Annotated in this window: 26 protein-coding genes; 6 read left to right on the forward strand and 20 right to left on the reverse strand. The window is 58.2% G+C overall.

Annotated elements, in window-relative coordinates; all coding sequences use genetic code 11:
• Positions 1–9 precede the first annotated feature (9 nt).
• Entirely contained in the window at positions 10–2,445 is a 2,436-nt protein-coding gene (locus ACQZ63_RS00340) for a ComEC/Rec2 family competence protein (RefSeq protein WP_448799049.1), read from the reverse strand.
• Between the two features lie 306 nt (positions 2,446–2,751).
• Between ACQZ63_RS00340 and gltA the strand changes: the two genes are divergently transcribed.
• Positions 2,752–4,041 (forward strand): citrate synthase, encoded by a 1,290-nt coding sequence (gene gltA / locus ACQZ63_RS00345; RefSeq protein ID WP_003496202.1) that lies wholly within the window; start codon positions 2,752–2,754, stop codon positions 4,039–4,041.
• A 128-nt stretch (positions 4,042–4,169) separates the two neighbouring features.
• Here gltA and lpxB read toward each other — a convergent pair whose 3' ends face one another.
• From lpxB to ACQZ63_RS00415, 14 genes are all read right to left on the reverse strand, one after another.
• Positions 4,170–5,351, reverse strand: coding sequence for a lipid-A-disaccharide synthase (lpxB, locus tag ACQZ63_RS00350; RefSeq protein ID WP_111783100.1), 1,182 nt, complete (start codon positions 5,349–5,351; stop codon positions 4,170–4,172).
• On the reverse strand, positions 5,336–6,229 hold the full coding sequence (locus ACQZ63_RS00355; RefSeq protein WP_162686637.1) for an LpxI family protein: 894 nt from the start codon (positions 6,227–6,229) through the stop codon (positions 5,336–5,338). The genes lpxB and ACQZ63_RS00355 overlap by 16 nt, the downstream gene beginning before the upstream one ends.
• Before the next feature lie 3 nt (positions 6,230–6,232).
• A complete protein-coding gene (lpxA, locus tag ACQZ63_RS00360) occupies positions 6,233–7,048 on the reverse strand; it encodes an acyl-ACP--UDP-N-acetylglucosamine O-acyltransferase (RefSeq protein WP_013636021.1) in 816 nt (271 codons plus the stop codon).
• Entirely contained in the window at positions 7,045–7,512 is a 468-nt protein-coding gene (gene fabZ, locus ACQZ63_RS00365; protein ID WP_003512853.1) for a 3-hydroxyacyl-ACP dehydratase FabZ, read from the reverse strand. The genes lpxA and fabZ overlap by 4 nt, the downstream gene beginning before the upstream one ends.
• Positions 7,505–8,572: a UDP-3-O-(3-hydroxymyristoyl)glucosamine N-acyltransferase gene (lpxD, locus tag ACQZ63_RS00370; RefSeq protein ID WP_003512851.1), complete on the reverse strand. Its 1,068-nt coding sequence runs from the start codon at positions 8,570–8,572 to the stop codon at positions 7,505–7,507. The genes fabZ and lpxD overlap by 8 nt, the downstream gene beginning before the upstream one ends.
• A 49-nt stretch (positions 8,573–8,621) precedes the next feature.
• On the reverse strand, positions 8,622–10,946 hold the full coding sequence (gene bamA / locus ACQZ63_RS00375; protein WP_111783101.1) for an outer membrane protein assembly factor BamA: 2,325 nt from the start codon (positions 10,944–10,946) through the stop codon (positions 8,622–8,624).
• 199 nt (positions 10,947–11,145) lie between these two features.
• The gene (gene rseP / locus ACQZ63_RS00380) at positions 11,146–12,267 is read right to left on the reverse strand and encodes an RIP metalloprotease RseP (RefSeq protein WP_019565535.1); all 1,122 of its coding nucleotides are present in this window, start codon (positions 12,265–12,267) and stop codon (positions 11,146–11,148) included.
• Positions 12,268–12,316: 49 nt separating this feature from the next.
• Positions 12,317–13,150 (reverse strand): phosphatidate cytidylyltransferase, encoded by an 834-nt coding sequence (locus ACQZ63_RS00385; RefSeq protein ID WP_003512845.1) that lies wholly within the window; start codon positions 13,148–13,150, stop codon positions 12,317–12,319.
• Entirely contained in the window at positions 13,150–13,893 is a 744-nt protein-coding gene (locus tag ACQZ63_RS00390) for an isoprenyl transferase (RefSeq protein ID WP_003512842.1), read from the reverse strand. Before ACQZ63_RS00390 ends, ACQZ63_RS00385 begins: the two co-directional genes overlap by 1 nt.
• A gap of 64 nt (positions 13,894–13,957) precedes the next feature.
• Entirely contained in the window at positions 13,958–14,515 is a 558-nt protein-coding gene (gene frr / locus ACQZ63_RS00395) for a ribosome recycling factor (RefSeq protein WP_003512840.1), read from the reverse strand.
• 66 nt (positions 14,516–14,581) lie between these two features.
• Complete coding sequence (gene pyrH / locus ACQZ63_RS00400; RefSeq protein ID WP_003502561.1) at positions 14,582–15,304, reverse strand: UMP kinase; 723 nt, start codon at positions 15,302–15,304, stop codon at positions 14,582–14,584.
• A 97-nt stretch (positions 15,305–15,401) separates the two neighbouring features.
• On the reverse strand, positions 15,402–16,328 hold the full coding sequence (tsf, locus tag ACQZ63_RS00405) for a translation elongation factor Ts (RefSeq protein WP_003512838.1): 927 nt from the start codon (positions 16,326–16,328) through the stop codon (positions 15,402–15,404).
• A gap of 361 nt (positions 16,329–16,689) precedes the next feature.
• Positions 16,690–17,457 carry a 30S ribosomal protein S2 gene (gene rpsB, locus ACQZ63_RS00410; RefSeq protein WP_003512836.1) on the reverse strand — a complete coding sequence of 256 codons (768 nt, stop codon included), beginning with the start codon at positions 17,455–17,457 and terminating at the stop codon, positions 16,690–16,692.
• A gap of 193 nt (positions 17,458–17,650) precedes the next feature.
• The gene (locus ACQZ63_RS00415; RefSeq protein ID WP_019565533.1) at positions 17,651–18,493 is read right to left on the reverse strand and encodes a cell envelope integrity EipB family protein; all 843 of its coding nucleotides are present in this window, start codon (positions 18,491–18,493) and stop codon (positions 17,651–17,653) included.
• Between the two features lie 116 nt (positions 18,494–18,609).
• Here ACQZ63_RS00415 and ACQZ63_RS00420 point away from each other — a divergent pair, with 116 nt between their 5' ends.
• From ACQZ63_RS00420 to ACQZ63_RS00435, 4 genes are all read left to right on the forward strand, one after another.
• Positions 18,610–19,080 (forward strand): RidA family protein, encoded by a 471-nt coding sequence (locus tag ACQZ63_RS00420; RefSeq protein ID WP_003512829.1) that lies wholly within the window; start codon positions 18,610–18,612, stop codon positions 19,078–19,080.
• On the forward strand, positions 19,077–19,817 hold the full coding sequence (locus ACQZ63_RS00425; RefSeq protein ID WP_097171864.1) for a glycerophosphodiester phosphodiesterase: 741 nt from the start codon (positions 19,077–19,079) through the stop codon (positions 19,815–19,817). The genes ACQZ63_RS00420 and ACQZ63_RS00425 overlap by 4 nt, the downstream gene beginning before the upstream one ends.
• Positions 19,814–21,013, forward strand: a complete 1,200-nt coding sequence (locus ACQZ63_RS00430) for a GNAT family N-acetyltransferase (RefSeq protein WP_080798651.1) — start codon at positions 19,814–19,816, stop codon at positions 21,011–21,013. The genes ACQZ63_RS00425 and ACQZ63_RS00430 overlap by 4 nt, the downstream gene beginning before the upstream one ends.
• 126 nt (positions 21,014–21,139) lie before the next feature.
• Positions 21,140–21,571: an HIT family protein gene (locus ACQZ63_RS00435; protein ID WP_113555838.1), complete on the forward strand. Its 432-nt coding sequence runs from the start codon at positions 21,140–21,142 to the stop codon at positions 21,569–21,571.
• A gap of 176 nt (positions 21,572–21,747) precedes the next feature.
• On the opposite strand, the gene ACQZ63_RS00440 is transcribed toward ACQZ63_RS00435, so the two are convergent.
• Positions 21,748–22,599 carry an urea carboxylase-associated family protein gene (locus ACQZ63_RS00440; RefSeq protein WP_448799050.1) on the reverse strand — a complete coding sequence of 284 codons (852 nt, stop codon included), beginning with the start codon at positions 22,597–22,599 and terminating at the stop codon, positions 21,748–21,750.
• Positions 22,600–22,709: 110 nt separating this feature from the next.
• Between ACQZ63_RS00440 and ACQZ63_RS00445 the strand changes: the two genes are divergently transcribed.
• On the forward strand, positions 22,710–23,600 hold the full coding sequence (locus tag ACQZ63_RS00445) for a LysR family transcriptional regulator (RefSeq protein WP_111783105.1): 891 nt from the start codon (positions 22,710–22,712) through the stop codon (positions 23,598–23,600).
• On the opposite strand, the gene ACQZ63_RS00450 is transcribed toward ACQZ63_RS00445, so the two are convergent.
• The 4 genes from ACQZ63_RS00450 to ACQZ63_RS00465 form a co-directional block, all read right to left on the reverse strand.
• Positions 23,579–24,529 carry a phosphatase PAP2 family protein gene (locus tag ACQZ63_RS00450; protein ID WP_113555839.1) on the reverse strand — a complete coding sequence of 317 codons (951 nt, stop codon included), beginning with the start codon at positions 24,527–24,529 and terminating at the stop codon, positions 23,579–23,581. The two genes, ACQZ63_RS00445 and ACQZ63_RS00450, sit on opposite strands and share 22 nt — an antisense overlap.
• A gap of 277 nt (positions 24,530–24,806) precedes the next feature.
• Positions 24,807–25,757, reverse strand: coding sequence for a phosphatase PAP2 family protein (locus ACQZ63_RS00455; RefSeq protein WP_113555840.1), 951 nt, complete (start codon positions 25,755–25,757; stop codon positions 24,807–24,809).
• A 68-nt stretch (positions 25,758–25,825) separates the two neighbouring features.
• Positions 25,826–26,170 (reverse strand): AzlD domain-containing protein, encoded by a 345-nt coding sequence (locus ACQZ63_RS00460; RefSeq protein WP_065657956.1) that lies wholly within the window; start codon positions 26,168–26,170, stop codon positions 25,826–25,828.
• On the reverse strand, positions 26,167–26,925 hold the full coding sequence (locus tag ACQZ63_RS00465; RefSeq protein WP_080798668.1) for an AzlC family ABC transporter permease: 759 nt from the start codon (positions 26,923–26,925) through the stop codon (positions 26,167–26,169). The genes ACQZ63_RS00460 and ACQZ63_RS00465 overlap by 4 nt, the downstream gene beginning before the upstream one ends.
• Positions 26,926–26,934 lie beyond the last annotated feature (9 nt).

Here is a 26,934-nt window from a genome sequence, read left to right on the forward strand (position 1 = left end):
TGGCGGCAGTCATTGCGACGCCGCCAGCAGCCGGATGATGGGCTGCGGCAGATCACGGTCGAAACGTCCGCTTTTCCAGTCGTAATAACGGTGCTGGCTCCAGGGCCTGTCCGTTCCGGCGATTGCGGCGCGCAGCCCGCTCGCCACACCCTCCTCCCTCTTGTCAGCAAAATCTATTTCCACGGAACCGAGACGCCGCAAGATGTCACGGCTGAGCAGGAGTGCACCCGAGCGGCACTGAGAAAAAGAGGTTCTGCGGGAAACAACGACGATATCGGCAATATCGCAGGCTTTTCCGGCGAAGCGGCCATCTTCCAGAACGACAATCCACTCTCCGCTCGCGGCGCTCGCTACGCACCATATGTCTTTCCTGCAGGTGAAGACGCCAGCTTTGGCGTCTTTGAGCGCCGCCGTCATCTCGCGCACCACCACAGCCATGTCTTCCGGCGACAGTTTCGATCTCGAGGCAGAACCAGCAGTATTTGCCGTGCTCTCGCCATTTATAAAACCCGGCGGCACGGTTTTTTCCGGCAGCAGCAGCGCCCTTTGCCACTGGCCGTAAACGAAGCCCTGCGGACGGGCTTTTGTGGTTGAGACCTTGCCATCCTCCACGAGTGCCACCAATTCGCCGTCCTCGTGAATCAATAGATCCGGCAGATCACGATAGGCCGTAACTGCCGACACGCCGAAGGCCAAGAGCAGAAACGGGATGCCAAGAAGTGCAAGCCGGCTGCGCAGCAATGTCAGCAGCAGGAAACCCACCGAAGCCAAACCGATAAACCAGCCATGCGGACGCCCCGTCGCTGCGCTGCCGCCCCAGGAGGCCACCTCGTTTGCAACCTCGATGACGAGTGCCATGCCATAACCCATGATCTTCAGGAACGGCGCGTCGAGCCCGAAGGGCATCAGCAGCATGGCGATAAGAGCGAATGGCATGACGATCAGCGACATGAGCGGCATTGCAGCCAGATTGGCGAACAGTCCATAGGTGGTGACACGGTGAAAATGTTCGGCCGAATAGATCGCCGTAGAAAGGCCCCCGATCAGCGACGTCGTGATAACGCCGCCAATGACCGCGCCCATCATTTCCGCCACCTTCAGCCATGCGGGCTTGCGCCCGATGAACAGCCTTTCGCGATCCGTGCGCCAACGGCTCCAGAAGGCATAGGCGGACACAAGCGCTATGGTGGCCGCAAATGACATCTGAAAACTCGGACCCATGATTTCCGAGGGCGAGAAAGCCAGAATGATCAGGGCGGAAATGGCAACGTTTCTGAGGCTGAGTGATGGCTGATCGAAAAGGACCGCGATCAGCATCACAGACATCATCAGCCAGGCACGCTCGGCGGAAACGGCAAAACCGGAAATCAGATAATAGGCAAGCGTCATCAGCAGTGCCGCGAAAGCCGCGATCTTCTTGACCGGCCAGCGCTGCGCAAAGGCGGGAAACAGGCTGAAAGCCAGTCTCAGGCCAACAAAGAATATGCCGGAGGCCAGTGCCATGTTGAGCCCGGATATGGCAACGATATGGGCAAGGCCGGAGAGCCGCAACGCCTCCATCGTCTCCGCCGATATAGCCTGTCTCTCATCGGTGATGATGGAGGCGGCGAAGGCTCCGGCATCACCGCCGATGGTGGTGCGGATGCGTTCGGCAATTGCGCTGCGAAGGCCGTAAAGCCGCATATCGGCCCATTCCAGCCAACCCTTGTCAGGCCTTGCGTCACCAACGGGTGATACAAGCGCATCCGGTGATTTATAAAAGAAAGCGGTCGCGCCTATGCCTCTGAAATAGGACGTGAAGGCGAAGTCGTTCAGTCCCGGCAAGGCCGGGCCGGACGGCGGCGAGAGGCGGACCTTGCCGCGAAGGTTGGCGCCGAGTGCGATCGGCTCGCCTCCGCCACGCGAAAGCACCGATATCCTCTGCGGCGGACGCGACAATGTCGGGTCCGCTGTTGCGGTCAGATCGACGACATATCGCCAGTAGCCGCGTGCATCGACCTCCCGGCGCGCCACAGTGCCGGTGATGGTGGTGGTGACGGGGGTATCCAGCACCACGGTCCCTGCCCGTCGGGTTTCGAAATCGGCCAGGAGCATGCCGAGCAATAGAAAAGCGAAAGGGCCGCAAACCGCCGCCACAATGCCAGCTTTATATCTCACAAAGAGCGCCAGAACGGCGACAAATAGAAATGTGGCAATCAAAATGACCGGGGAAGGCGTGGCATCTAGAGAAAACCAGAGTACCGCGCCGCAGCCGATGGAAACTGGAATGAAAAGAAAATCGTGGCCGAATGCGCGCTCCTCGGCCAGGTACGTGGCGATTTTTTCGACCACGGTAGTGTTGCGGTTAATCTCCGGAATAATGGCGGGAGTGTCATATGTTGCCGCATCACTGCTTCGGCGGAGAGGAAACAGAATTTCCCGCGTGCCGGGCAAGTCTCCCTGCATCGTTTTAGCATATTCGAAATGCTGTTTTTCCCCTTGACCGAGCAATCCCCACCGCCCCTTGCCGCACCAAAAACAGGTTTGCAGACCAGCGCTGGGGATTGCAATCCTTTACTTTAACGATGCGTTGACCGAGATTGAATTGCTGCTGCCGGGAAAGCCTGAAGCAACGCGATTGCGTTTGCCGCAATGCACAATTTGACCTTTGGATAGCTTGGCATCCGCGCAAGGATCATATAGCTAATCGGTAGACGCTTAACCGCGGGGCGTATCTCAACGCCCCCACCCGCATGTTTTCGGAGGATCAGTATGACGGAAAAAAGCGCTACAGTGACACTTGGCGAAAAACAGGTCGAACTCCCAGTCAGGGAAGGCACGATTGGACCAAGCGTCGTCGATATCGCCACGCTGTACAAGCACACGGGCTCCTTCACCTACGACCCCGGCTTCACCTCAACAGCCTCCTGCGAATCCAAGATCACCTATATCGATGGTGACGAAGGTGTTCTTCTGCACCGCGGCTTCCCCATCGAGCAGCTTGCCGAACAGGGCGACTTCCTGGAAACCTGCTATCTGCTGCTTTACGGCGAATTGCCGACAGCTGCGCAGAAGAAGGACTTCGACACCCGCGTCACGCGCCACACCATGGTGCACGAGCAGATGAGCCGCTTCTTCACCGGCTACCGTCGCGACGCACATCCTATGGCTGTCATGTGCGGCACGGTCGGCGCTCTCTCGGCCTTCTATCACGACTCGACCGACATTACGGATCCGCACCAGCGCATGGTCGCTTCGCTGCGGATGATCGCGAAAATGCCGACGATCGCCGCCATGGCCTACAAGTACCATATCGGCCAGCCCTTCGTTTACCCGAAGAACGACCTCGATTACGCTTCTAACTTCCTGCACATGTGCTTTGCCGTGCCTTGCGAAGAGTACAAGGTCGATCCGGTTCTGGCTCGCGCCATGGACCGCATCTTCATCCTGCATGCGGATCACGAACAGAACGCTTCCACCTCCACGGTGCGTCTTGCCGGTTCGTCGGGTGCAAACCCGTTCGCCTGTATTGCAGCGGGCATCGCCTGCCTCTGGGGTCCGGCACATGGCGGCGCCAACGAAGCGGCGCTCAACATGCTCAACGAAATCGGCACGGTTGACCGCATTCCGGAATATATTGCCCGCGCCAAGGACAAGAACGATCCGTTCCGCCTGATGGGCTTTGGCCACCGCGTGTACAAGAACTACGACCCGCGCGCCAAGATCATGCAGAAGACGATGTACGAAGTGCTGGAAGCCACCGGCAACTCCGACGATCCGATCATGCAGGTCGCGCTCGAACTCGAAAAGATCGCTCTTTCCGATCCTTATTTCGTCGAGAAGAAGCTATACCCGAACGTCGACTTCTATTCGGGTATCACGCTGAAGGCGCTTGGCTTCCCCACGACCATGTTTACCGTGCTGTTCGCACTGGCCCGCACCGTCGGCTGGATCGCGCAGTGGAACGAAATGATCGAGGATCCGCAGCAGCGCATCGGCCGTCCGCGCCAGCTCTACACGGGCGCCGGCAAGCGTGACTACGTTCCGGTTTCCAAGCGTTAAGCCGGGAAACCAACCAACAAAAAAGCCGGCGGGTTTTATCCGCCGGCTTTTTTGTTGGATATGATCATCGATAAGAATAGCGAAACCTGCCCTGCCAACCCCAGGAAGCAGACAGGATCGCTGCCGGTTCAGCCTTGCTGCTTGCGGCTGTTCAGCACATCGAGAAGGATAAGGGCGCCGGTTTCGCCAGGAGGCACTTCGGTGTGCAAACGCTCCTGCACAAGAGCATAGCCTTCCAGCATCGCCCGCCGTTCGGTGGTGTCGGATGAGAGCCGTTCGGCCCAGCGCAACATCGACCCTGCCCGTACCACCTCGTTGAAATATTCCGGCACCACGACATAGTCGGCAATCAGGTTCGGAAGCGCACCTGTCCAGGTTTTCACCCGCTTGCTCAGCATCGTGAAAATCCAGTCGGTCTTGTAGACCGATATGGTTGGTACGCCGACGAGCGCGAGCTCGAGAATAACGGTGCCGGACGCGGCAATCGCCGCATCGGCGCGCGCAAATGCATTCCACTTGAAGGCGGGATCGATGCCGATTTCAGGCCTGATATCCTGAGGCCATGTTGCCGCCAGTTCGCGGATGCGGTTTTCCTGGCGCGGCACTGTCGGCAGCAGAAACTTCGTCGGGCCGTTGCGCTCGACATATGCTTTTGCCGCTTCCTGAAACGGCTCCATCAACCGGGTCGTTTCGGTGGAACGTGACCCCGGCAGGAGCAGAATGGTTTTCGGTTCGCCGTTGGCAGGCAGGGGCCGCTCAGCCCGCCTCTGCCGCACGGAGAGCACGTCTTGATCGACGCTGAGGCGATGGCCGACAAAGGTTGTCGGCGGGCCGCCGAGACGCCGCATCGCCTCCGGCTCGAATGGAAGCAGGGCCAGAACGTGATCGACATAGGACAACATCGCAGTGGCACGATATTCCTTCCATGCCCATACGCTGGGGCAGACATAATTGACGACCGGCAGATGCGGCAATTGTTTGCGGACTTTTTTCGCAACACGATGGGTGAAATCCGGGCTGTCGATGATCAGCAGAATATCCGGCTTGGCGACAATGATTGCCTGCGCGGTCTGGTTGATCCGCGAAATCAGCTTCGGCAGCTTCTTCAGAACCTGCGTGAAGCCCATGATGGAGAGTTCGGAATAATCGAACAGCGAAACCAGCCCCTGCGCCTCCAGAGCCTCACCGCCGACGCCCATTAACTCGACAGAACCCGAGTAATGGCCTTTCAGGGACCGGATGAGATCGGCACCCAGAAGATCGCCCGATACCTCGCCAGCTATAACCGCCACCTTCAACGTTGCCGCCATCCCACCATGTCTCCGCCCATCATGTCTTCACCGAGTGACGTATCGATACCGCAGACGAATATGCCGGCCTGATCTGCCGCCTTCAACATCTCATCGCGATCAAGTACCAGCGCGCGCCCGGCTTCAACGGCGATCCCCGCCAGCCCGGCCTTATGCGCGTTCTCCACCGTTTCCACGCCGATAGTCGGCAGGTCAGCGCGGATATCCTGTTGCGGCTTGCAGAGCTTCACCAGAACACCCTTGCGACGGGTCGAGATGCGGCCCTCAGCGCGTAATGCCGCGACACGCGCCAGCATCGCGTCTGTGCCCTCGACGCCCTCCAGTGCAACGATACGGCCGCCAACGGCGACTGCACCCTGCCCGACATCAAGCGTGCCGAGTGCCAGTGCGGCCTGCGCGGCCTTGCGTATGTCGCGCAGATCGTCTTCAGCAGGTTTATGCGCACCGAAAGGGCCGGTCGTAGCAAGCAGACCGGGTGCGATCTCGTGGGCGCCAATGACTTTTGCCCCAAGCGTGCCGATGACCTTGATGACCATCTGCAAAACGGCGTCATCGCCGCTCGACAGCAGGGTGCGGACGATGGATGGCAGTTTCAGCAATATGCCGATCGTGGGGCGGATTTCCCGCCATTCAGGGCGCCGCGCCACGGCGCCGGAAAGCACGACGCGGTCCACCTGGTTTTCGCGCAGCAGGCGACCAAGCCCGGCGACATCGCCGACGCTAATCACCGCATTGTCGAAACCGCTCCAGTCAAACTGGGAATCATCGCGCAGCTGTACAATGAAGGGGTTCTCCCCCATCTCGCGCGCAGCCGCCGCGACATGCAGCGGCAGCTGGCCGCTGCCGGCCACGATGGCGAGACGCCCGCCGCCTGTCACGACTCACTTGCCCCGGTTTGGCGAGGAAAGCGCGCGGTCGCTGTCCGCACCGATGAAATCGAGGATTTCGATGACCTGGGGGCAATCGAGATATTCTGCGCGGTCAATCGCAGCCGCATTGCTGCGGATGGCGCCTTCGCCTTCGAATATCTGCTTGAAGACGCGCCTGACCTTGTGAATATCCGCGCGGTCTATACCGGAACGCGTCATGCCAACGACATTCAGCCCGCCGAGAATGCCGGGATTACCGTTCAGCATGCCATAGGGAATGACGTCATAATTGACCGCCGACAACCCGCCGATAAAGGCCTGACGACCGATTCGGGTGAACTGGTGCACGGCACAGCCGCCGCCCAGGATAGCGCGGTCCTCAATGGTGACATGTCCAGCCAGCATCACATTGTTCGACAGGATGATATGGCTGCCGAGGCGACAATCATGCGCCACGTGCGAATTGGCGAGGAACAGGTTGTCATCGCCGACAATCGTCTTGCCGCTGCCGTCGGAGCTGCCCGCATTCATTGTTACGCCTTCGCGCATGATGCAGCGCGCACCGATCTCGAGCGTCGTTTCCGAGCCATCGTGGCGAATTGCCTGCGGTGTACCGCCAATAACGGCCATTGGATGGATGACCGAACCACGGCCAATGACGGTGAGACCGGAGACGACGGCATGATTGTGCAGCGTGACCTCGTCTTGCAGAGTAACTTTCGCGCCGACATAGCTCAGGGCACCGATGACGACATTTTCACCGATAACCGCGCCGTCTTCGACAACGGCGGTCGGGTGAATTTTTGCCGAAGCCGCGATAGTGCTCATTGCTGGTCCTCGGGGATCATCATCGCACCGACGTCAGCTTCCGCCACCAGCGCGCCTTCGACCTTGGCCTCGCAATGAAATTTGAAGACATTGCCCCGCTGGCGCTGCTTGACCACGTGAATTTCCAGACGATCGCCGGGAACGACGGGTCTGCGGAAGCGCGCGTTGTCGATTGTCATGAAATAGACGAGATAACCGCCCTCACCCTGGCTGCGGGCGCAGATCGCACCTGCCGTCTGGGCCATGGCCTCAACGATCAAAACGCCCGGCATGATCGGGCGATCCGGGAAATGACCGGTGAAATGCGGTTCGTTGACCGTCACGTTCTTGATGCCAATCGCCGAATTATTACCATCGATCTCGATGATCTTGTCGATGAGCAAGAACGGGTAACGATGCGGCAAAAGCTTCATGACTTCCAGAATGTCAGCCGCGCCGAGCGTCGTCTTGGTTTCTTCAGCCATCGTTTTTTTCTCCTGTTTTTTTATCACGCCCTTCAGCGCGCGCCAGAATATCGGCCATGTCGCGCAGGAAATACTTCATCGGACGCGCTGGCGTCCCACCATAACGGGCGCCGGCCGGAACGTCGGCGACAACACCGCTCATCGCCGCAATCTGCACACCGTCACCAATAGTGATATGGCCGTTGATACCCGCCGCGCCGCCGATCATCACACCATCGCCGATGCGGGTGCTGCCCGCAATGCCGACCTTGCTGACGATGCCGCAATGGCGGCCGATGCGGACGTTGTGGCCGATCTGAACCTGATTGTCGATCTTGGTACCTTCGCCGATGACCGTATCGTCCATCGTGCCACGGTCGATCGTCGTATTAGCGCCGATCTCAACATTATCCTGAATGATAACCCGGCCGATCTGAACGATCTTCAGCATGCCGCGCGGACCGGGCGCATAACCGAACCCGTCCTGACCGATGCGCGCTCCGTTGTGAATAATCACATTGTTGCCGATGAGAGCGGCAAGAATGCTCGCGCCGCCGGCAATCGTGCAATCACGCCCCACCTGAACATCCGCGCCGATGATGACACCAGGCCCGATCCGCGTACCGGCGCCGATATGGGCACCAGCGCCAATCACGGCGAGCGGCTCGACAATCACGCCAGCTTCCAGCTTTGCAGACGGATCGACATGCGCGGTATGGGAAACTTCAGCTTCCATCACCACAATCGTACCGGGACGCATCGCGGCGGGATGCAACAAGGCACCTACCTGCGCAAAAAGCGTGTGCGGGTTTTTCGATATCAGCGCCGGGATGTGAGACGGCAGCATATCCGCAAGTGCGGCGTCACAAATGACAGCGCCAGCCTCACAGGTCGGCAACTCATCGCGGTTTTTGCGAGAAAGAATATAGCAGAGCTGGTCGGGTTTTGCCCGGTAGACCGGCGCAACGGACCTGATGATCCGTTCTCCCGCCGCCTCATCAGACAGTTCCGCCCCAAAACGGTCTGCGATGTCTTTCAATCGCAGTCCCTCGTGGGGCGGAAAAAACGCGTTGTATTCCATTAGCCGGACACTCCAGAACGTTCAAAGTTGCAGTTCTGGACTGCCGATATCAGAAAGTGTTGGACATGCCAAACCGGAAACGCTGTTCCTCGTCGTAGTCTTCCTTGGCGATCGGAACCGCATAGTCGACGCGGATCGGGCCGAAGGGCGATGCCCACATCACGCCGATACCGGCGGATGCGCGGATGGAGTTGTCATCCTTCACGCCTGCGCTGTTGGCAACCTTGTTGCCGTACAGCGTACCGGCATCGACGAAACCGGCGAGACGGAGGCCGAAATCTTCCGGAACACCTGGCATCGGAGCCGTGACTTCAGCAGAAGCCGCGAAGTAGGTCGTGCCGCCGATGGAGTCGGAACCGATACGCGGGCCAATACCATCATTCTTGAAGCCGCGAACCTGACGACCACCGAACTTGAACTGATCGAACACCAGCAGATTGTCGCCCGTCGGAACGACGTGACCCGCCTGACCGGTGAGCGAGCCGATAACGTCGTACTCGTCCGAAAGCGTGTAGTAGAAGCGCGCCTTGGCGTAGATCTTGTAATATTCGGAATCGCCGCCGAGGCCTGCAAATTCGTTCGTCAAGGCAGCCTGCCAGCCTTCGCGCGGCATGTTGCGGTCGTCGAGCGTATTGTAGTTCAGCGTGTTGGAGATGATGGACTGTGTCCAGTCACCGCCACGGATCAGAGCCTTATAGGGCTCGGCAAGATTGCTGCCGGTTTCCCAATCGCCCTCACCGTCGTAGTTGAGCTGCTTGTAGGTGTACTTGAACGTCGTCGAGAGGTTCTCGGTGATCGGCGCCGTCACGCGCAGTGCGAAGCCCTGCTCGTCGTAATCGTAATAGTCTTCGCTACGGCTCTGGCTCTTGAACAGGTCGAAACCTGCGGCCAGACGGTAACCAAGGAAATACGGCTCGGTGAAGGACAGCGTGTAGCTGCGTGCATCGTCTTCACCCGCACCGGCGGCGAGACGAATGTACTGGCCACGACCGAGGAAGTTCTTCTCTTCGATCGATGCTTCAAGCAGCACACCGTCGTTCTGCGAGTAACCCGCACCGATACCGAACGAACCTGTCGACTGATCTTCCACGTCGACAACGATGACGACGCGATCAGGCGCGCTGCCGCCGGCAGTCGAGACATTGACCTTCGAGAAATAACCGAGCGCTTCAAGACGGCGCTTGGCAGCCGTGATGACCGTCTGGTTGAAAGCATCGCCTTCGGAAATATCGAACTCGCGGCGAATGACGTAGTCACGCGTACGCGTGTTGCCACGGATTTCGATACGCTCGACATAGGCGCGCTCGCCCTGATCGACGATGTAGGTCACACCGATGGTGTTACCGGACATATCGCGGTCGCCGCGCGGCGTTACACGGGCGAAAGGATACCCCTCACCGGCAACGCGCTTGGAAATCGCTTCCATGCTCTGCTGGACTTCCTTGGCGCTGTAGCTAGCGCCTTGGCGGGTTTCCACGAGACCCTGAAGCTCGGAGCCGTCAATACCCGGAACAGTCGATTCGACTGCGACGTTGCCGAAGTCGTACTTCTTGCCTTCGTCGACCGTGATGGAGATGGTGTATTCGTTCTTGGACTCATCAAGCACCGCGTCGGACGACACGACCCGGAAGTCGGCATAACCACGGTTGTAGTAGAACTGGCGCAGCGCCTCTTCGTCGGCGCGCAGCTTGTCCTCGTTATAGACGTCCTTGCGTGTCAGGAACGACAGCATGTTGGACTTCTTGGTATTGATGACAGCGGCCAGACGACCGTCGCTATAGGAATTATTGCCGACAAAATCGATGCGGCCGATCTTCGTGCGCTCGCCTTCGTTAATGACGAAAGCGATGTTCACACGGCCCTGACCAACGGAAACGGTCTGGGTGGTGATTTCGACGTCGCTGCGGCCGATCGCGGAATAGGCTTCCTTGATGCGCGCGATATCGGCAGTAACGATTGCCTGATTGAACGGGCCGAGCGGCTGGGTCTGCACGATGCCAGCGAGCTTGTCGTCCTTGATCTTGCGGTTACCGTTGAAAACCACCTGATTGACGAGCTGGTTTTCGTTGACCGTTACAACCAGCGTGCTGCCGGAAACGCGCATGGAGACATTCGAGAAGTAACCGGTGGCGTAAAGACGCTTCACCGATTCATCGATGTCCGAATTGGAAAAGTTCTTACCCGGCGCAATGGTGATGTTGGAGCGTACGGAGTCCGCACCGGATCTCTCAGCGCCACGAACATCAATCTTGCTGATGACGGCTGCATTCGCAACACCAGCAGAGGCAAGCACGCCGAGGCCCGCAACCGAAGAAACACCAGCAGACAGCGCAACCGCCGACACCGCGTTCAAAAATCTTGAACCAGCCTTCATTTCAATTCTTACCTTTTTACGTTGTCCCTCAGCGGGCGGAACCCGACTCCGGCCATGTGCGTCGTTTTACCTGCTTTTCCCCTACAAGCAAGTCAGAACGTTAAATTCTGTTTACTTCGTGATCCAGAGTGGCGCATTCGCCACTTCGGGATAAGAACAGGGTAAACAATCGACTAACAAAACCGTTAAAACACTATCCTCAGCCAATCAAGCTGCTGATATCATTCCATGTTGCAAAAACCATAAGACCCAAAATCATTGCCATGCCGATACGGAACGCAACCTCCTGCGCACCGGCACCAAGCGGTCTGCCGCGGATGGCCTCGATTGCATAAAACACCAGATGTCCGCCGTCCAGAACCGGCACAGGCATCAGGTTCAAAAGACCGATCGATACGGAAAGAACCGCTGCAAGCTGGATGACGGCCGAAATACCGAGCGTCGCCATCTGGCCCGAAGCCTGTGCTACGCGGACGGGACCGCCCAGTTGATCGGCGTTCATACGCCCGGTCACGAGGTTACCGATGTAGTTGAAAGTACCGGTGATGACGTGGCCCGTTTCACGCACGCCCTCAAGCAGCGCCTCAGACGGCGAATACTCGATGTGGCGGAAATTGCCGCTGTTCTGGTCGGTGACAATGCCGATGATGCCCATTTCCAGCTTGTTGCCGAACTGGTCCGTGGTTTCGGTGCGGGTCGGAACCATCGGCAGCTTCAGCTCCTCGCCTGCCCTTTCGACGGTCACAGTGATCGGCGTGCCCGGACGGATGCCGACATAACGGCGTACGTCCTCGAACGTCTTGACCTTTTCACCGTCGATCGCAACGAGGCGGTCACCGGGGTGCACGCCGGCGGCCGCAGCCGCGCTGTTTTCACGCACTTCCGCCACGACCGGATCAGCGATCATACGGCCATAGACACCGAACAGGACCGCGAAGATGAGAATGGCGAGAATGAAATTGGCAATAGGTCCGGCGGCAACCGTCGCCGCCCTTTTCCACAGCTTAGCGCCGGAAAGCGTCTGCGCCCTCTCCTCAAGCGACATATGCGACAGGCCGGAACTATCCGGCTTGCTGGACGCATCCTCGTCGCCGAAGAATTTTACATAGCCGCCGAGCGGTATGGCGGAAATCTTCCAGCGCGTGCCGTGCCTGTCGGTAAAGCCGATCAGCTCCGGGCCGAAACCGATGGAAAAGGCCGTGGAGCGAATGCCGCTCCAGCGGCCGACAAGGTAGTGGCCCATTTCATGGACGAAAACGAGCAGAGAAAGTACGAGGACGAAGGGCACGATATAGCCGGTCAGAAAACCGGTCGCCGCCATTACTGTGTTCATGACAATCTGCCCTTTATTTCATGACCTTGCGTGCCGCTTAAAAGCCCGGCAACAGGCCGCCGCCCGATCCGGGCACGTCGCCGGTTGCCGCCGCATGCACGAAAGCAATGAGGAATACCGTAAAGCAGGCGAAAACAAGACCGTCAACCCGGTCCATGAAGCCGCCATGGCCGGGAATGAGATGGCTCGAATCCTTGACCTGAAAACGCCGTTTCACGAAGGATTCGAAGAGATCGCCTATCTGGCTGAACACCGAAAGAATGAGAGCGAGCCCAAGCAGCAGCAGGCTGATCCTGCCGTGATAGGCAAGAGACACCGCGCCGCCGCCGATCAATGCGGCCACCGCTCCGCCGATTGCGCCTGACCAAGTCTTGCCCGGTGAAATCGACGGCGCAAGCTTTGGCCCGCCGATGGCGCGCCCGACGAAATAAGCGAGAATATCCGTTGACCAGACGACAGCGAAAATGAACAGGATGGCGACGAAACCGGTCAGCTCATCGCCGCGAATGGCGGCCAGCGATATGCCGCTCAGACCCGCATAAACGATGCCGCCCACCAGCCACCAGTTTCTGCCACGCAACACGGGAAAAAGTGCCGCCGTCAGCGTGAAGCCGGAGAGTAGAGGCAGATCGAGCGAAGGTTCGCCGAAAATCGTGTTGCCAGCGATGACGGCAACCGCAAACCAGCCCCAGGCATTGCCGGTGGAATTGGTTTCCGACATGCGGGTGATTGTCGCCCATTCATAATAGATGAGGATCGCCAGCAGACCGGCCACGATGCGGAACAGAATGCCGCCATACCAGGTCGCAGCCAAAATGACCGCCGCCATGACGATTGCGGATATGATCCGCAGTCTGAGTTCACGGCTCATCAGGCGCCTGCCACGGCAACCTGCTCGGCCAGAGCGCCAAAACGGCGATCACGCGTTGCATATTGCTCGATTGCGGAAAAAAACCGCTGCCGGTCGAAGTCGGGCCAATATTCGGGGACGAACAGGAACTCGGAATAGGCAGCCTGCCAGAGCAGGAAGTTCGACAGCCGTTCCTCGCCGCTGGTGCGGATGATCAGATCAGGATCCGGTATGCCTGATGTATCGAGTCTGGCCGAAATAATCTCCGGCGTGATCGATTCTGCATCCAGCCGGCCTTCGGCGACATCGCGGGCAATAGCCATTGTCGCGCGGGCAATCTCGTCGCGGCTGCCGTAATTGAAGGCAATCACCAGCGTCAGCCTGGTGTTGTCAGCCGTCATATGCTCCGCTTCTTCGAGAAGACTGCGGATATCGTTTTTCAGCCCCTGCCTATCGCCGATGATGCGCACACGCACGTTTTCGCGGTGCAGTTCCGCAAGGTCGCGCCTAATGAAAGCCTTCAAGAGCCCCATCAGGTCGCTGACCTCGGATTCGGGCCTGCGCCAGTTTTCCGACGAGAACGCGAAAAGTGTGAGATAGCGGACACCGCAGTCGCCGGCCGCACGCACCGTTTCGCGCACAGCCTCGACCCCGCGGCGATGCCCCATCACGCGCGGAAGACCGCGCTGTTTTGCCCATCGCCCATTTCCATCCATGATGATGGCGACGTGCTCGGGTATTGAGGAACGTGTCGTCGTCGGCATATCGATCCAGTAACAGGCAGCGCGGAATTAAAACGAATAAAATACAGGTCTATCGCAAGCGATACTAGACCTGCATGATTTCCTTTTCCTTCTCGCCAAGCAAGCGCTCAATTTCCGAAATCGTGTCGTCGGTGATTTTCTGCACTTTTTCCGACTGTCCACGGCTTTCGTCCTGACCGATATCACCGTCTTTTTCGGCTTTTTTCAGACCATCCATGCCATCGCGACGCACGTGACGAATCGCCACCTTGGACTTCTCGGCGTAGTCATGAGCTACCTTGACGAGCGATTTGCGGCGCTCCTCGTTGAGTTCTGGCAGCGGGATACGCAGGTTCTGACCATCAACGATCGGGTTGAGGCCGAGATTGGATTCGCGGATGGCACGGTCGACGGCGTTCACCATCGACTTGTCCCAGATGTTGACGCCGAGCATGCGCGGCTCCGGAACCGTGATGTTTGCGACCTGGTTTAGCGGAACGCGCGAGCCATAGGCCTCGATGGTCACCGGATCGAGAATGTTGGCCGAAGCGCGGCCGGTGCGCAGCGATGCGATATCGCTTTTGAATGCATTGATGGCACCATCCATGCGGCGCTTGATATCGTTGAGGTCAATACCACTCATCTTGATACTCCATCTCTATCGGCCGTGGCGGCCGGAATACGCCACAGGGGCGACATCGTTTTTTGATTATTTGTCGTGCACGATGGTCTTGCGGCCGCCGCCGGTCAATATCTGCGCGAAACCGCCCTTCTCGTGGATCGAGAAAACAATGATCGGGATGTGATTCTCGCGGGCAAGCGCGACAGCTGCAATATCCATGACCGCCAGTCCCTTGCCGAGCACTTCGCTGTGGGTCAACTCGTCGAAACGGGTGGCTGTCGGGTCCTTTTTCGGATCGGCGGAATAGATGCCGTCCACCTGGGTGCCCTTGAAGATTGCTTCCGCGCCCATTTCCGCGGCGCGCAGCGCTGCAGCGGAATCGGTTGTGAAGAAGGGGTTGCCCGTGCCGCCGGCAAAAATCACCACACGGCCCTGCGCCAGATGGTGGAGCGCTGCACGCTGCGAGAAGCTCTCACAGATTTCCGGCATCGCGATTGCGGACAGAACGACGGTGTCAATGCTGAGCTTGCGCAGGGAGGTTGCGAGCGCCAGCGCGTTGATGACGGTGGCCAGCATGCCCATATGGTCGCCGGTAACGCGATCACCGCCCTTGGACGCCACGGCAACGCCGCGGAAAATATTGCCACCGCCGACGACAACGCCGACTTCAACGCCCATCGCCCTCGCCTCAGCAATATCGGAGGCGATACGGTCTGCAACCGCCACATCGATACCGAAACCCTGATCGCCCATAAGGGCTTCACCGGAAGCCTTGAGAAGAACACGTTTGTAGATCGGCTTGGAAGACATCATGACTCCTCGGAAATGTAACCGAAACGCGGATACACGAAGGGCACCGCGTTGTCACGCGATGCCCTCCCGTTTTCCCAAGATTGGGTAAATATAATCAGCCCTTGGCGACTGCGGCGACTTCTGCTGCGAAATCGCTTTCTTCCTTTTCGACGCCTTCGCCGAGCAGCAGGCGAACCATGCCCGTCACTTCGATGGCAGCACCGGCTTCCTTTTCAGCTTCCTTGACGGCAGCGCCGACAGTGATGTCGGGGTTGATGACGAAAGCCTGCGACAGAAGAGCGACTTCTTCGAAGAACTTGCGCATGCGGCCATCAACCATCTTTTCGATGATGGCTTCCGGCTTGCCGGATTCACGGGCCTGCTCGATGAAGACGTTGCGTTCGCGCTCGGCCACGGCTGCGTCAACTTCCTCGGCGCGGATGGCGAGCGGGTTGGTTGCAGCGATGTGCATGGCGACCTGGCGGCCGATGGAGCTCAGAACGGCCTTGTCGCCAACCGACTTCAGGGCAACGAGAACGCCAAGCTTGCCGATGCCTTCGCCGGCAGCATTGTGGATGTAGGTCGCGACAACGCCGTGCTCGACTTCGAGTGCTGCCGAACGGCGCAGCGTCATGTTCTCGCCGATGGTGGCGATCGCGTCCTTGATGCTGTCGGAAACGGACTTGCCGGTTGCCGGATAGGTGGCGGCGCTGACGGCTTCAACGGTGCCGTCGGTGGAGAGCGCTACCTGGGCAATGCCGCGAATGAGATCCTGGAACGCGTCGTTGCGAGCAACGAAGTCGGTTTCGGAGTTGAGTTCGACAACAACAGCCTTGTGACCCATGGTGGCGACGCCGATCAGACCTTCGGCAGCCGTACGGCCAGACTTCTTGTCGGCCTTTGCGATGCCCTTGGCGCGCAGCCAGTCGATCGCCGCTTCCATGTCGCCATTGGTTTCAGCAAGAGCCTTCTTGCAGTCCATCATGCCTGCGCCGGATTTCTCGCGCAGTTCCTTCACCATTGCGGCTGTGATTTCGGTCATTGTTTGCCTCTTATCGGTTCGATCGGTCAGCCGGCTGAATTCGCCGTGCCGAAGTTCTGGGTGATGAGTGTACCCGGCCGCACACCCTTTGAAACCGGGACGATTTCGGAAAGGGGCATGCGCATTCCCAAGTGCTGCGGCGTCTCCATACATCGAAACGATGGGTGCCGCTCAAGTGTGACAGCGTTATGAAGGCTGCCACCGGATTTCATCCGCATCAAAACGCCAGAGACTTCACCGAAGCCCCGACGGAGCGGTTTGAAACGAACAAGGCCGTCAACCCATTTAAGGTCTTTGACGGCCTTGTCATATCCTGGTCGAGGAGACGGCGACAAGAAATCGCCGCCAGACAGGGCCTATATCAGGCGCCAGCCTCGTCTTCGAGCGCGGGCTCGATCGGAGCTTCTTCCGAAGCGCCGATGTCGCGGCCGGACGAACCCTGCTGACGCAGGATGCCGTCGATGGCGGCGCGGGCGATCAGGTCGCAATAGAGCGAGATCGCGCGCGATGCGTCGTCGTTACCCGGGATCGGATAGTCGATGTGATCCGGATCGCAGTTGGAGTCGATGATCGCAACGACCGGAATGCCAAGACGCTTGGCTTCTTCGATCGCGATCTTTTCCTTGTTGGTGTCGATGATGAACATCAGGTCCGGAACGCCGCCCATATCGCGGATACCGCCGAGAGCCTTTTCAAGCTTTTCGCGTTCGCGCTCGAGGGTCAGACGCTCTTTCTTGGAATAGCCGGTGCCTTCCGAGTTCAGGATCTCGTCAACCTTGCGCAGACGCTGGATCGAGTTGGAGATCGTCTTCCAGTTGGTCATCATGCCGCCGAGCCAGCGGGAGTTGACGTAATACTGGGCCGAACGCTTTGCGCTGTCGGCGATGATTTCAGACGCCTGACGCTTGGTGCCGACGAACAGAACGCGGCCGCCACGAGCAACGGTGTCGGACACGACCTGAAGGGCGCGCGACAGCATCGGAACGGTCTGAGCCAGATCGATGATGTGGATGTTGTTACGGTCGCCGAAGATGTACGGCTTCATCTTCGGGTTCCAGCGATGCGTCTGGTGACCAAAGTGAACACCAGCTTCCAGAAGCTGACGCATAGAAAAATCGGGCAATGCCATGCCTAGTTACTCCTTTTCCGGTTTAACCCCCGCGAAGCGAACAGCGCCGATTTACATCGCCACCACCGGGCGGAACGGACCGGATTTCTCCCGGAACATCCCAAGCTTCGCGTGTGGAATGGTGAGGCGCATACAGTCGCCTCAGATAAAAAGCAAGCATTTCTGCGAAAAAACCACGCAAACGGTCCGTCTTTTAGCGAACCGGCTTGTTTTCGCAGGTTTCCGGCTTGAGGATATCAAGCTTCGCGAGCTTGCCGGTCAGAACGAAATCGCCGTAATCCATCGTCAGATCGCGGGTGATTCCGTTATCGTAAAGCTTGAACGACATGCGGTAGATCGGCAGGGCGTCGGTGCCGGTCTTGTCGTTGTAATAAGCGATCGTCACCGGCCAGAACGCGGCTTTGCCGAATTCGCCCGCCTTGCCGGCCTCGGCATCGCCGTCCTTCGGCATCTGCGCCTTGCCGACCAGCGTGGAAGTGATCAGGCTTTCATCGCCGTCATCCGAGCCGTCGAAAATACGGGATTCGAAGATGCGCTTTCCCTGCTTGGCGTTTTCAATGACCTGAAACATGTGCTCGGTCGGAAATTCGCTGGCGACGAGATCGATCTGACGGGGGTCCGGGCGGGTCAGATCAACCTTCACACCCTCTTTGTTGTCGATTGCAGCGCCCTGCACTTCCTTGTCCAGCTTGTCGTCGGTGTAGGACTTGGTCTCGAAGGTGAACTTCCTGGCCGCCAGGTCCTCGAAGGTCGTCGTCTGCTGGTCGGTCATGCGGACCGCGTCGCCGGTGTTGATCTGTGTCACGAAACGGAAATCCGTCTTGTAACCCTGACAGGCAGAGCCGGTGAATTCATAGACCATGCGGCCCGTCATGCCCTCGATACCGGAACGATCCGTCGCGTCCTTGAGTTCGAGATCGTATACGGCGCGATGGGCGATGAGGTCCGGAACCGTGACGGGCAAGGCATTGGCACCGTTCGACAGGCCGGTCATGAGCCCTGTGGCGGCAACGAAACCAAGCGTCCTGACAAACATTCAATATCTCCTGTTGGACTCGCTGCTCATATTGTACAAGCAACCGCCCGGCTTTTGGATCAACATCTTCTGAATGCCGGATTCTTGAAGGATTTACAACAAAACCGGAGACGAAAATGTCTGATGTCATCGAAGGCCGCCTCAAGGAACTGGGCTTTACTCTTCCCGTAGCGGCAGCACCCGCCGCAAACTACGTTCCGTTCACCATCAGCGGCAATCTTCTTTATGTATCGGGTCAACTGCCGATGGAATCAGGCAAGATTGCGGTGACGGGCCTCGTTGGCCGCGATGTTGACGTTGCAACCGCCCAGCGCGCCGCCGAATTGTGCGCCGTCAACATTCTCGCACAAGTCAAGGCTGCCTTGAACGGCGACCTCTCTAAAATCCGTCGTATCCTCAAGCTGAACGGCTTCGTTGCCTCGGTTCCGGAGTTCGTTGAACAGCATCTCGTCATTAACGGCGCCTCCAATCTCCTCGCCAACGTTCTGGGTGATGCCGGCAAGCACGCCCGCGCCGCCGTCGGCATGGCCTGCCTGCCCTTCAATGCCGCCGTCGAGATCGACGCGATCGTGGAAATCGACGTATGACCCTTAAACTTTCCTGGCTTACCGCCCAGCCCGTCGCCCATCGCGGTTATCATGATCTGAACAAGGTGGTCTGGGAAAACACGCTATCCGCATTTTCGCGCGCCATCGACGCTGGTTTTGCCATCGAATGCGACGTGCAGCTGGCCGCCGATAGCGTGCCGGTGATTTTTCACGACGACGACATGGCCCGGCTGACGGGTATCAAGGGCGACGTGCGCGAACATACCGCCAGTGAATTGTCTCTGCTTTCGGTCGGTCAGACCAAGGACCGCATACCGACGCTGAAACAGCTTCTGACGCTATGCGCCGGCAAGGTGCCGCTGGTGATCGAACTGAAAGGACGTCAGGGCGAAGGCGTCGATGACGGGTTTGCCGAAGCGGTGCTGGAAGATCTCGAGGGCTACAAGGGCCAGGTGGCTCTGATGAGCTTCGACCATCACCTCCTCAGAGACCTGAAGGCTGCAGGCTCGCCCTGGCCGCTCGGCCTTACCGCCGAAGGCGCCAAGCCGGAAGACTTCTTCAAACACGACGAGGCGATGCAGATCGGTGTTGATTTCATCTCCTATCATTGGGGTCATTTGCCCAACAGTTTCATCGAGGCGCAAAGAAAACTTGGGCTTCCCGTGATTACCTGGACTGTCAGGGATGAAAATGCGCGCGAGACTACCTATAAATATGCGGACCAGATGACATTCGAAGGTTTCGACCCGAGAGAGAACCCCTCCGCCACGGCATGACAGAAGACTATTCCATACGCGTTGCGCAATCTCTGAGAGATATCGATCCGGACAGCTGGAAACGGCTTTCCGGAACATCACGCAATGTGTCAGGGAAACCGTACAATCCTTTCATTTCCCACGCATTTCTATCCTCGATGGAAGATTCCGGATCGGCCACTGCCAAGACCGGATGGCTTGGGCACCATCTGCTTCTCGAAAACGGGTCGGGCGAACTTGTCGGAGCCGTTCCGGCCTATCTGAAGAACCACAGCAAGGGCGAATATGTCTTCGACCATGGCTGGGCGGATGCCTTTGAGCGAGCCGGCGGCCATTATTATCCGAAGCTGCAATGTTCGGTGCCGTTTACGCCGGCGAGCGGGCCGCGGCTGCTGGTATCCGAAACCGAAGACGACACGCGCTTCAAACCGCTTCTGGCATCCGGCCTTGTCCAGGTGACGGAAAAGATCGGCGTTTCTTCCGCGCATGTCACGTTTCTGGAAGACGCCGACCTATCCGCGCTTCTGCCCCGGGACTTCCTGCACAGGACCGATCAGCAGTTCCACTTCATCAATGACGGCTATCGCGACCACAACGATTTTCTTGATGCCCTTTCATCGCGCAAGCGCAAGGGGCTGAAAAAGGAACGTCGGGCAGCGCTGGAAAACGGCATCGAGATCGACTGGTTGACCGGAAGCGACCTGACAGAGGAGATCTGGGACCAGTTCTTCGCCTTCTACATGGATACCGGCAGCCGCAAATGGGGACGGCCCTATCTGACGCGGGAATTCTATTCGCTGATCGGCGAGCGCATGCCTGATGACGTTCTGCTGGTCATGGCCAGACGCGAGGGACGCTATATCGCCGGTGCAATCAATTTCATTGGCTCGGATGCGCTTTACGGCCGACACTGGGGCTGTATCGAGGATCATCCCTTCCTGCATTTCGAGGTCTGTTACCATCAGGCGATCGATTTCGCGCTGTCGAAGGGTTTGAAGCGGGTGGAGGCGGGTGCGCAGGGTGAGCACAAGCTGGCGCGCGGTTACGTGCCCGTCACCACCCATTCAGCGCATTTCATCGTTCATCCGGGTCTGCGCCGCGCGATTGCCGATTATCTTCAGCGCGAGCGTGAAGAGGTCGAACATATTGGCGACTATCTGGAAGACCACACGCCCTTCCGCAAGGGTGAGCGACAGGAACACGAGCCGGATGCATAAAGCTGTCGCGATCTTTCAGATTCGCTGCCGACGCTTTATGCCTTTGTTTCGTCGCATGTCGTTATCGCAAAACCGCTACACGCTTTTAGGCGACATGCTTTAGTCCGTTACGAGGAGAGACCACCGATGACCGCCAGCGCCTATGATGACAACAATATCTTCGCGAAAATCCTGCGCGGCGAAATTCCGAGCCACAAGCTCTATGAAGACGAGCATACGCTGGCTTTCATGGATGTGATGCCGCAGGCACCCGGCCATCTTCTGGTCGTTCCGAAAACCGGCTCGCGCAATCTGCTCGATGCTGACCCGCAGGTGCTGGCAAAGACCATTGCCGTGGTGCAGAAACTGGCAGTCGCAGCAAAGGAAGCCTTCGACGCTGATGGCGTCTTTGTCGCCCAGTTCAACGAACCGGCGGCTGGCCAGACCGTGTTTCACCTGCATTTCCACGTCATTCCGCGCAAGGAAGGCGAACCGCTGAAGCCGCATTCCGGCGCTATCGCCGATGGCGAAGTGCTGAAGGCCCATGCGGAAAAGATAAAGGCAGCGCTTGCCTCGTGATGTTTGCCAAGACGCCCACGCGTTTGGCAGAATGGCGGCATCCGCACACCGTCACCCCGGAGCTTATCCGGGGTGTGGCGCGATCCAGTCCTTGATCGCGCGATATTCCTCTCCGCGCAGACGCGCCTTGGCTGGTTGCCTGATCTAGTCCGGCATGACGACCGTGGTGTTTATCATCATTCCACGGGACGGTAGGCATTCCTCTCCGGCCAGGGCCAGCCTTCAAGCACCGCCATATCCGGCCGGAATATCTCCACCTTCAGGGGATAGCACGGGACCGCGTCGCTCGAATGGCTGGCACCACAATCGCCGCCGGGGCAAGCGGAGAGCGCGCCGATGAGATCAATTTCCGCGAAGAGTTCCAGATAGTCGCCCGGCCGCACCGGGCTTGCCTTCATGAAATACTGATGCGTATCGCGGGTGAAACCCGTGCACATGAAGACGTTCAGAACATCGTGTACATGCGGTTCCGCCTCGCCGAATGACAGGCCTTTGGCCGCGGCGAGGGCATTGGTGAGGTTCGAATGGCAGCAATGGTGATAGTCGCCGCCGCTCAACAACTTGTTGGTGTAGGGATCGCACCGGGTGCCGATCACATCATGCACGCCACCGCCATCTTCATCCCAGCCATACCATGACAAAGTATCATGGGTGATGGTCGCCATCGGTCGCAGGGACGGCAGATTGCTCCACAGCCGGTTGCCTACGGAAACATGGGTCGCATGCAGGGCGCGGGTTTTGCCGCTGAAAAAGCGCTCCGTCAGATCATGGGCATTCCAGAGATTCAAATCCCCCACCTGCGGGCCTTTGGTGCTGACGATGCGGAAAAAGTGTCCCTTCGGAACATTTAAAGTGCCGCCCTCGCGCGGTGGCACGATGACTTCGTCTATCTTCACCATGGCTTTTTTAGCCTGTTCAAGACGCGCAAGGTCCGGTGTCTGAAGTGTGCCGTTCGGATAAACGACGACGGGACGGACGGCGCGGCGCGCGGCGGCATCAATGGGTTCGGCGGCGGACACGGGGGTCATGAAATCCTCGGATGGATGAAAATGTGACGCGAAATTGCGGCATGAATGGCGTGATGACAAGACGGGTTTTTCTTGCGCTCAGACCAAGTCTGACTTAGCCTCGCAGCATCATGAAACTGCCACCGCTCGCCACCCTCCGCGCGTTTGAAGCTGCGGCCAGAAGGACAAGTTTTTCCCTGGCCGCGCAGGAACTCGGCATGACGGCGACGGCCGTAAGCCAGCATGTGCGCAATCTGGAAACATGGCTCGGCGCGCCGCTTTTCGAGCGCCATGCGAGAGGCGTGAGACTGACGCCGGCGGGTCAGGAATTCGGCATGACGGTTTCGGCCGGCTTGGGGCAGATCGCTTCCGGTGCGGAACGGATCAGCCGGGGCCGAAACCGCATCACCGTTCGTCTGGCGAGCCTGCCTTCAGTAGTTGCGCATTTTCTTACACCCCGCCTGCCCCGTTTCCGCGCGCTCTATCCAGACATACAGGTGTCAATCAGCTATTCCGGCAGGAATGAGACCACGCAGCCCGATCTCAGCATCACCCACGGCCCACGCCCTGCGCACAAAGCCGTGGCGCTTTTCAGTGCCGAGACGCGCCCGACATGCGCACCCGCTTACGCCACGAAGTCCGGTCCGTTCGACGATGTCTCAAGCCTGCGGCGGGCTGAATTGCTGCATGACGCCACCGAGACGGCATGGCGGGACTGGCTGGCGACTGCTGGCCTATCCCTGTTCCAGGGCACTGGCCCAATCTTTGCCGACTTCAATCTGCTCGTGACCGCTCTCAAGGCGGGACACGGCATCGGCCTTTGCCCGACAGCGCTTCTTCGCGACGAAATCGCCGACGGTCAATTGACCGTGCTTTTCGATCGGGCGGCCGATGCGGACAAATATTACTGGTTGATTGAAGCAGAAGAGATGACCGCATCGGCCCGACTCCTGTCGGACTGGCTTGTCGATGAGGCGCGCGAGAGCGGAAACCGGGGCGATTACTCCGCCGCGACGACTTGAGTCGAAGCGCGAGCCTTCTCTCCGTTTCTTTCCCTTACCGAAAGCCACTTGAGCAGCCAGGCTGAAGCTGCACAGACGATTGCAAACGCGACGAGACCGCCGAAAATATCAGACAGATGATGACCGCCTTGAACGAGAACAGCGGGCAACATCAAGATATTGATCGGCAAGATCACCGCCATCACCAACCAGTGACGTGGAACGAACCAGACGGACATCGCCGCCATTAAGATATGAAACGAAGGGAAACCGATTAGCCCCAGCACGTTTTTGGGCGAAAGGTGAACAACCCCTTCCGTTATCAGGCGGTTCAACTCCTGCCCGTACGCATTATCAACAGCCAAGGGGATGGTCTGAGAAACCCATTGCGGCAGTTGCACATAGGCGGATGGTCCAAATGACGGGAAAAATATCCAGAAGATTATACTTGCAAAAGCGCCCAGCACTCCCGTCACAAGGAAGTGGTGCAACATCCGCTCCTTGCCTGTAAAACCAAGCGTAATAACGATCACCAGAAGCTGCGGCAACGACGTCGCATAAACGAAAAACAGGATCGTTCCGATCCACGGATGTGTCGCCGCCCAAGTGACGATGCCCATCCAACTATAACCGAAGGCTGCATCCACACGGAAAAGCACATGATCGATTGCTGGGAACGCGACAGGCAGGAACATGTAGTTAAAGACGGACGCGACAAGCGTAAAAAGAATGAACAGTCCGCCTGCGATTAGCGCGGCAGCTATGCGAAGATCACGCCCGCTTTTGCGATAGAACTGACCGAGAATAAAAACGCCGGCGCCCATCGATCCGCATAATAAATATCCGGCGTAGTCAACCCCGATGCCTTTGACAGCGATCAGTACCGTATCGATAACGAATAAGATGGTGATAAAGCCAAGTACAAAACGCTCTGCCGCAAAGATTCGCATGGAATAGCCGCCCCGGTTCCAATCGACGGGACAGTAGGGTATTTAGCTTAATATTCATATAAGGAAAGTATTATACACAACCCACCGGCCGGGAGCCAGATCGGCGCGGCCACGCCGGCGATAAAGCGATTGCCGGTCGCCAGGAATGCGATGAAACCGAATGTCGCCGCTCCGATGTGCAGCCACAGTAGCGATGCCTCCACGAGATGACCACATCGCCCCGGCTTCTGTCGGACCGGCTTGTTGCGGAGGCGCGCGAGTACGAAAACCGGGGCGATTATTCCGCGGCGAAGACTTGGGCAGGAACTGCTGCCGCCTTGCCGGCCCGTTCCTTTGCCGACAGCCAGTTGAGCAGACGGCTCGAGGCTGCGCAAACGATAACAAAAGCGAAGAGGCCGCCAAAAATATCCGAGAGATGATGTCCGCCCTGAACGAGAACGGCAGGCAGCATCAAAAGATTTAGCGGCAAAATCACCGCCATCACCAGCCAGTGACGCGGAACGAACCAGACGGACATCGCCGCCATGAAGATGTGAAACGACGGGAAACCGATCAATCCCAACACGTTTTTAGGGGTGAGATAGCTTACGCCTTCCTGCCCCAATCGCATCAGTTCCTGTCCATAGGCAGGATCGACCGCCATTGGAATTGTCTCGGTGACCCATTGCGGCAGATCCAGATAGGCTTTAGCGCCGTAGGTTGGAAAAAATATCCAAAAGACGATGCTGGCGAGAGCGCCAAGCACCCCCGTTACCAGAAAATGGTGCAGCATCCGATCCTTGCCGGTAAAACCCAGCATGATGACGATCAACAGCAGTTGCGGCAGCGACGTCGCATAGACAAAAAACAAGGTTTTGCCGATCCACGGTTGGGTAGCAGCCCAGATGACAACATCCCGCCAGTTATAGCCGAGCGCGGCATCCACGCTCAACAACAGGGGATCGATCGCCGGAAACTGAACCGGCAGGAACATGTAGTTAAACACAGAGCCCGCCAGCGAAAAAAGGATGAACAGCCCAGCGGAAACAAGTGCAGCCGCTATGCGAAGATCACGCTCGCTTATCCGGTAGAACTGGCCAAGAAGAAAAACCCCGGTACCCGCCACCAGGCACAGAGAATATCCGGTATAGTCAACCTCAATGCCCTTCGTCACAATCAATGCAACATCGACAATAAATAATATAAAAATTACATTCAGTACAAAACGTTCTGCTATAAATAACTTCATAGAATTTACCCCAGACCCATTCAGCGGAAATCTAGGTCATTGGCCTTAATATTAGGATAAGACGAGTACTAAAAGCCAAGCACAAACAACCCGCCAGCGAGAAGCAGGATAGGAACCGCTACGCCGACAATGACGCGTTGGCCGGCGGCCAGGAACGCTGTGAAACCGAGTGCTGCCGCGCCGATGCGTAGCCATAGCGGTGAAGCTTCAAGCGTTCCGGTTGGAAAGACGATCAGCTTGGCGGTGACGGCCATCACGAGCGCGGTGGCGACTGCCCTCACCCAGTATAGCGCCTCGGAATCCTCTTTCAGCCGGTTGCCGGCGAGCACGCCGAGCCAGCGCCAGAGATCGGTCGCCAGCCAGCCGGCAATGGCGATGAAGAGATAGGGCGCCCACCACTGTTCGGTCATCATGGTTCGCTCTCCGGTGAGACGGGAATGATCTTTCGACGAAAGACGAAACGGTCGATCAGATAAGCCACCGTGCCGCCACCGATCCCGGCATAGAGTATGTCGAATTCCGGCGCGATTACCGCAAAGACCGGCCCCGCGATCACACCGATAATGAAGGCGACCTTGACGACGGAATGGCGGGCGGTCGCCCAGATCGACGCTATGAAATAGACAGGCGTCAGAAAAAACAGCACGCCTGCGACAAGCGGTGGAAAAGCCGCGACGACGCCGTAACAAAGGCCGACAATGATAGCGTTGACGACGGTAAGGGTAATGCCGAAACCGGCAAACCACGCAGCCCGTGCTTCGCGCGGTATTTTGGAAAGGTTTTGCGTGGCGAAGACCCAGGCGGTGATCGCCACGAAGTGGGAGAGGAACAACAAAATCCATGTCGGCGTTTTTGCGCCACGCATCTCCGGAACGATGGAGGCAACCATGGGCATCATTCGCACCGATGACAGCGTCACCGCCAGAAAACACGCGGCAAGATTGGCGCCGCCGACCATCGAGCCGATCAGGATCATCTTCGCCGGCAAAGCCCAGATAACCAGCGTCATAAACACCGCTTCGCCACGTTGAACGCCCGACTCCAGCGCGAAGGCGCTGAAACCGACGAAGGATGTCATGAGAATAAGCGAGGGCAGCGAGAATATGCCCCGCATTCCCCTGAAAAACCAGCCGCGCAGGGGGATGGTATTGCTGTCTGCTGATTGCATTGCTGGTCC

It is taken from the genome of Agrobacterium sp. CG160-95 (genome assembly GCF_053521725.1).

What these genes read in the sequence shown, in the direction of transcription:
- lpxD (WP_003512851.1), bottom strand. Translation starts at nt 8,572, where the DNA reads ATGGAATACAACGCGTTTTTTCCGCCCCACGAGGGACTGCGATTGAAA.
- bamA (WP_111783101.1), bottom strand. Translation starts at nt 10,946, where the DNA reads ATGAAGGCTGGTTCAAGATTTTTGAACGCGGTGTCGGCGGTTGCGCTG.
- lpxB (WP_111783100.1), bottom strand. Translation starts at nt 5,351, where the DNA reads ATGGCGGCAACGTTGAAGGTGGCGGTTATAGCTGGCGAGGTATCGGGC.
- ACQZ63_RS00465 (WP_080798668.1), bottom strand. Translation starts at nt 26,925, where the DNA reads ATGCAATCAGCAGACAGCAATACCATCCCCCTGCGCGGCTGGTTTTTC.
- ACQZ63_RS00450 (WP_113555839.1), bottom strand. Translation starts at nt 24,529, where the DNA reads ATGCGAATCTTTGCGGCAGAGCGTTTTGTACTTGGCTTTATCACCATC.
- ACQZ63_RS00415 (WP_019565533.1), bottom strand. Translation starts at nt 18,493, where the DNA reads ATGTTTGTCAGGACGCTTGGTTTCGTTGCCGCCACAGGGCTCATGACC.
- tsf (WP_003512838.1), bottom strand. Translation starts at nt 16,328, where the DNA reads ATGACCGAAATCACAGCCGCAATGGTGAAGGAACTGCGCGAGAAATCC.
- ACQZ63_RS00430 (WP_080798651.1), top strand. Translation starts at nt 19,814, where the DNA reads ATGACAGAAGACTATTCCATACGCGTTGCGCAATCTCTGAGAGATATC.
- lpxA (WP_013636021.1), bottom strand. Translation starts at nt 7,048, where the DNA reads ATGAGCACTATCGCGGCTTCGGCAAAAATTCACCCGACCGCCGTTGTC.
- ACQZ63_RS00425 (WP_097171864.1), top strand. Translation starts at nt 19,077, where the DNA reads ATGACCCTTAAACTTTCCTGGCTTACCGCCCAGCCCGTCGCCCATCGC.
- ACQZ63_RS00455 (WP_113555840.1), bottom strand. Translation starts at nt 25,757, where the DNA reads ATGAAGTTATTTATAGCAGAACGTTTTGTACTGAATGTAATTTTTATA.
- gltA (WP_003496202.1), top strand. Translation starts at nt 2,752, where the DNA reads ATGACGGAAAAAAGCGCTACAGTGACACTTGGCGAAAAACAGGTCGAA.
- fabZ (WP_003512853.1), bottom strand. Translation starts at nt 7,512, where the DNA reads ATGGCTGAAGAAACCAAGACGACGCTCGGCGCGGCTGACATTCTGGAA.
- ACQZ63_RS00340 (WP_448799049.1), bottom strand. Translation starts at nt 2,445, where the DNA reads ATGCAGGGAGACTTGCCCGGCACGCGGGAAATTCTGTTTCCTCTCCGC.
- pyrH (WP_003502561.1), bottom strand. Translation starts at nt 15,304, where the DNA reads ATGTCTTCCAAGCCGATCTACAAACGTGTTCTTCTCAAGGCTTCCGGT.
- ACQZ63_RS00420 (WP_003512829.1), top strand. Translation starts at nt 18,610, where the DNA reads ATGTCTGATGTCATCGAAGGCCGCCTCAAGGAACTGGGCTTTACTCTT.
- rseP (WP_019565535.1), bottom strand. Translation starts at nt 12,267, where the DNA reads ATGGCGGCGACCGGTTTTCTGACCGGCTATATCGTGCCCTTCGTCCTC.
- frr (WP_003512840.1), bottom strand. Translation starts at nt 14,515, where the DNA reads ATGAGTGGTATTGACCTCAACGATATCAAGCGCCGCATGGATGGTGCC.
- ACQZ63_RS00390 (WP_003512842.1), bottom strand. Translation starts at nt 13,893, where the DNA reads ATGCCGACGACGACACGTTCCTCAATACCCGAGCACGTCGCCATCATC.
- ACQZ63_RS00385 (WP_003512845.1), bottom strand. Translation starts at nt 13,150, where the DNA reads ATGAGCCGTGAACTCAGACTGCGGATCATATCCGCAATCGTCATGGCG.
- ACQZ63_RS00460 (WP_065657956.1), bottom strand. Translation starts at nt 26,170, where the DNA reads ATGATGACCGAACAGTGGTGGGCGCCCTATCTCTTCATCGCCATTGCC.
- rpsB (WP_003512836.1), bottom strand. Translation starts at nt 17,457, where the DNA reads ATGGCATTGCCCGATTTTTCTATGCGTCAGCTTCTGGAAGCTGGTGTT.
- ACQZ63_RS00445 (WP_111783105.1), top strand. Translation starts at nt 22,710, where the DNA reads ATGAAACTGCCACCGCTCGCCACCCTCCGCGCGTTTGAAGCTGCGGCC.
- ACQZ63_RS00435 (WP_113555838.1), top strand. Translation starts at nt 21,140, where the DNA reads ATGACCGCCAGCGCCTATGATGACAACAATATCTTCGCGAAAATCCTG.
- ACQZ63_RS00440 (WP_448799050.1), bottom strand. Translation starts at nt 22,599, where the DNA reads ATGACCCCCGTGTCCGCCGCCGAACCCATTGATGCCGCCGCGCGCCGC.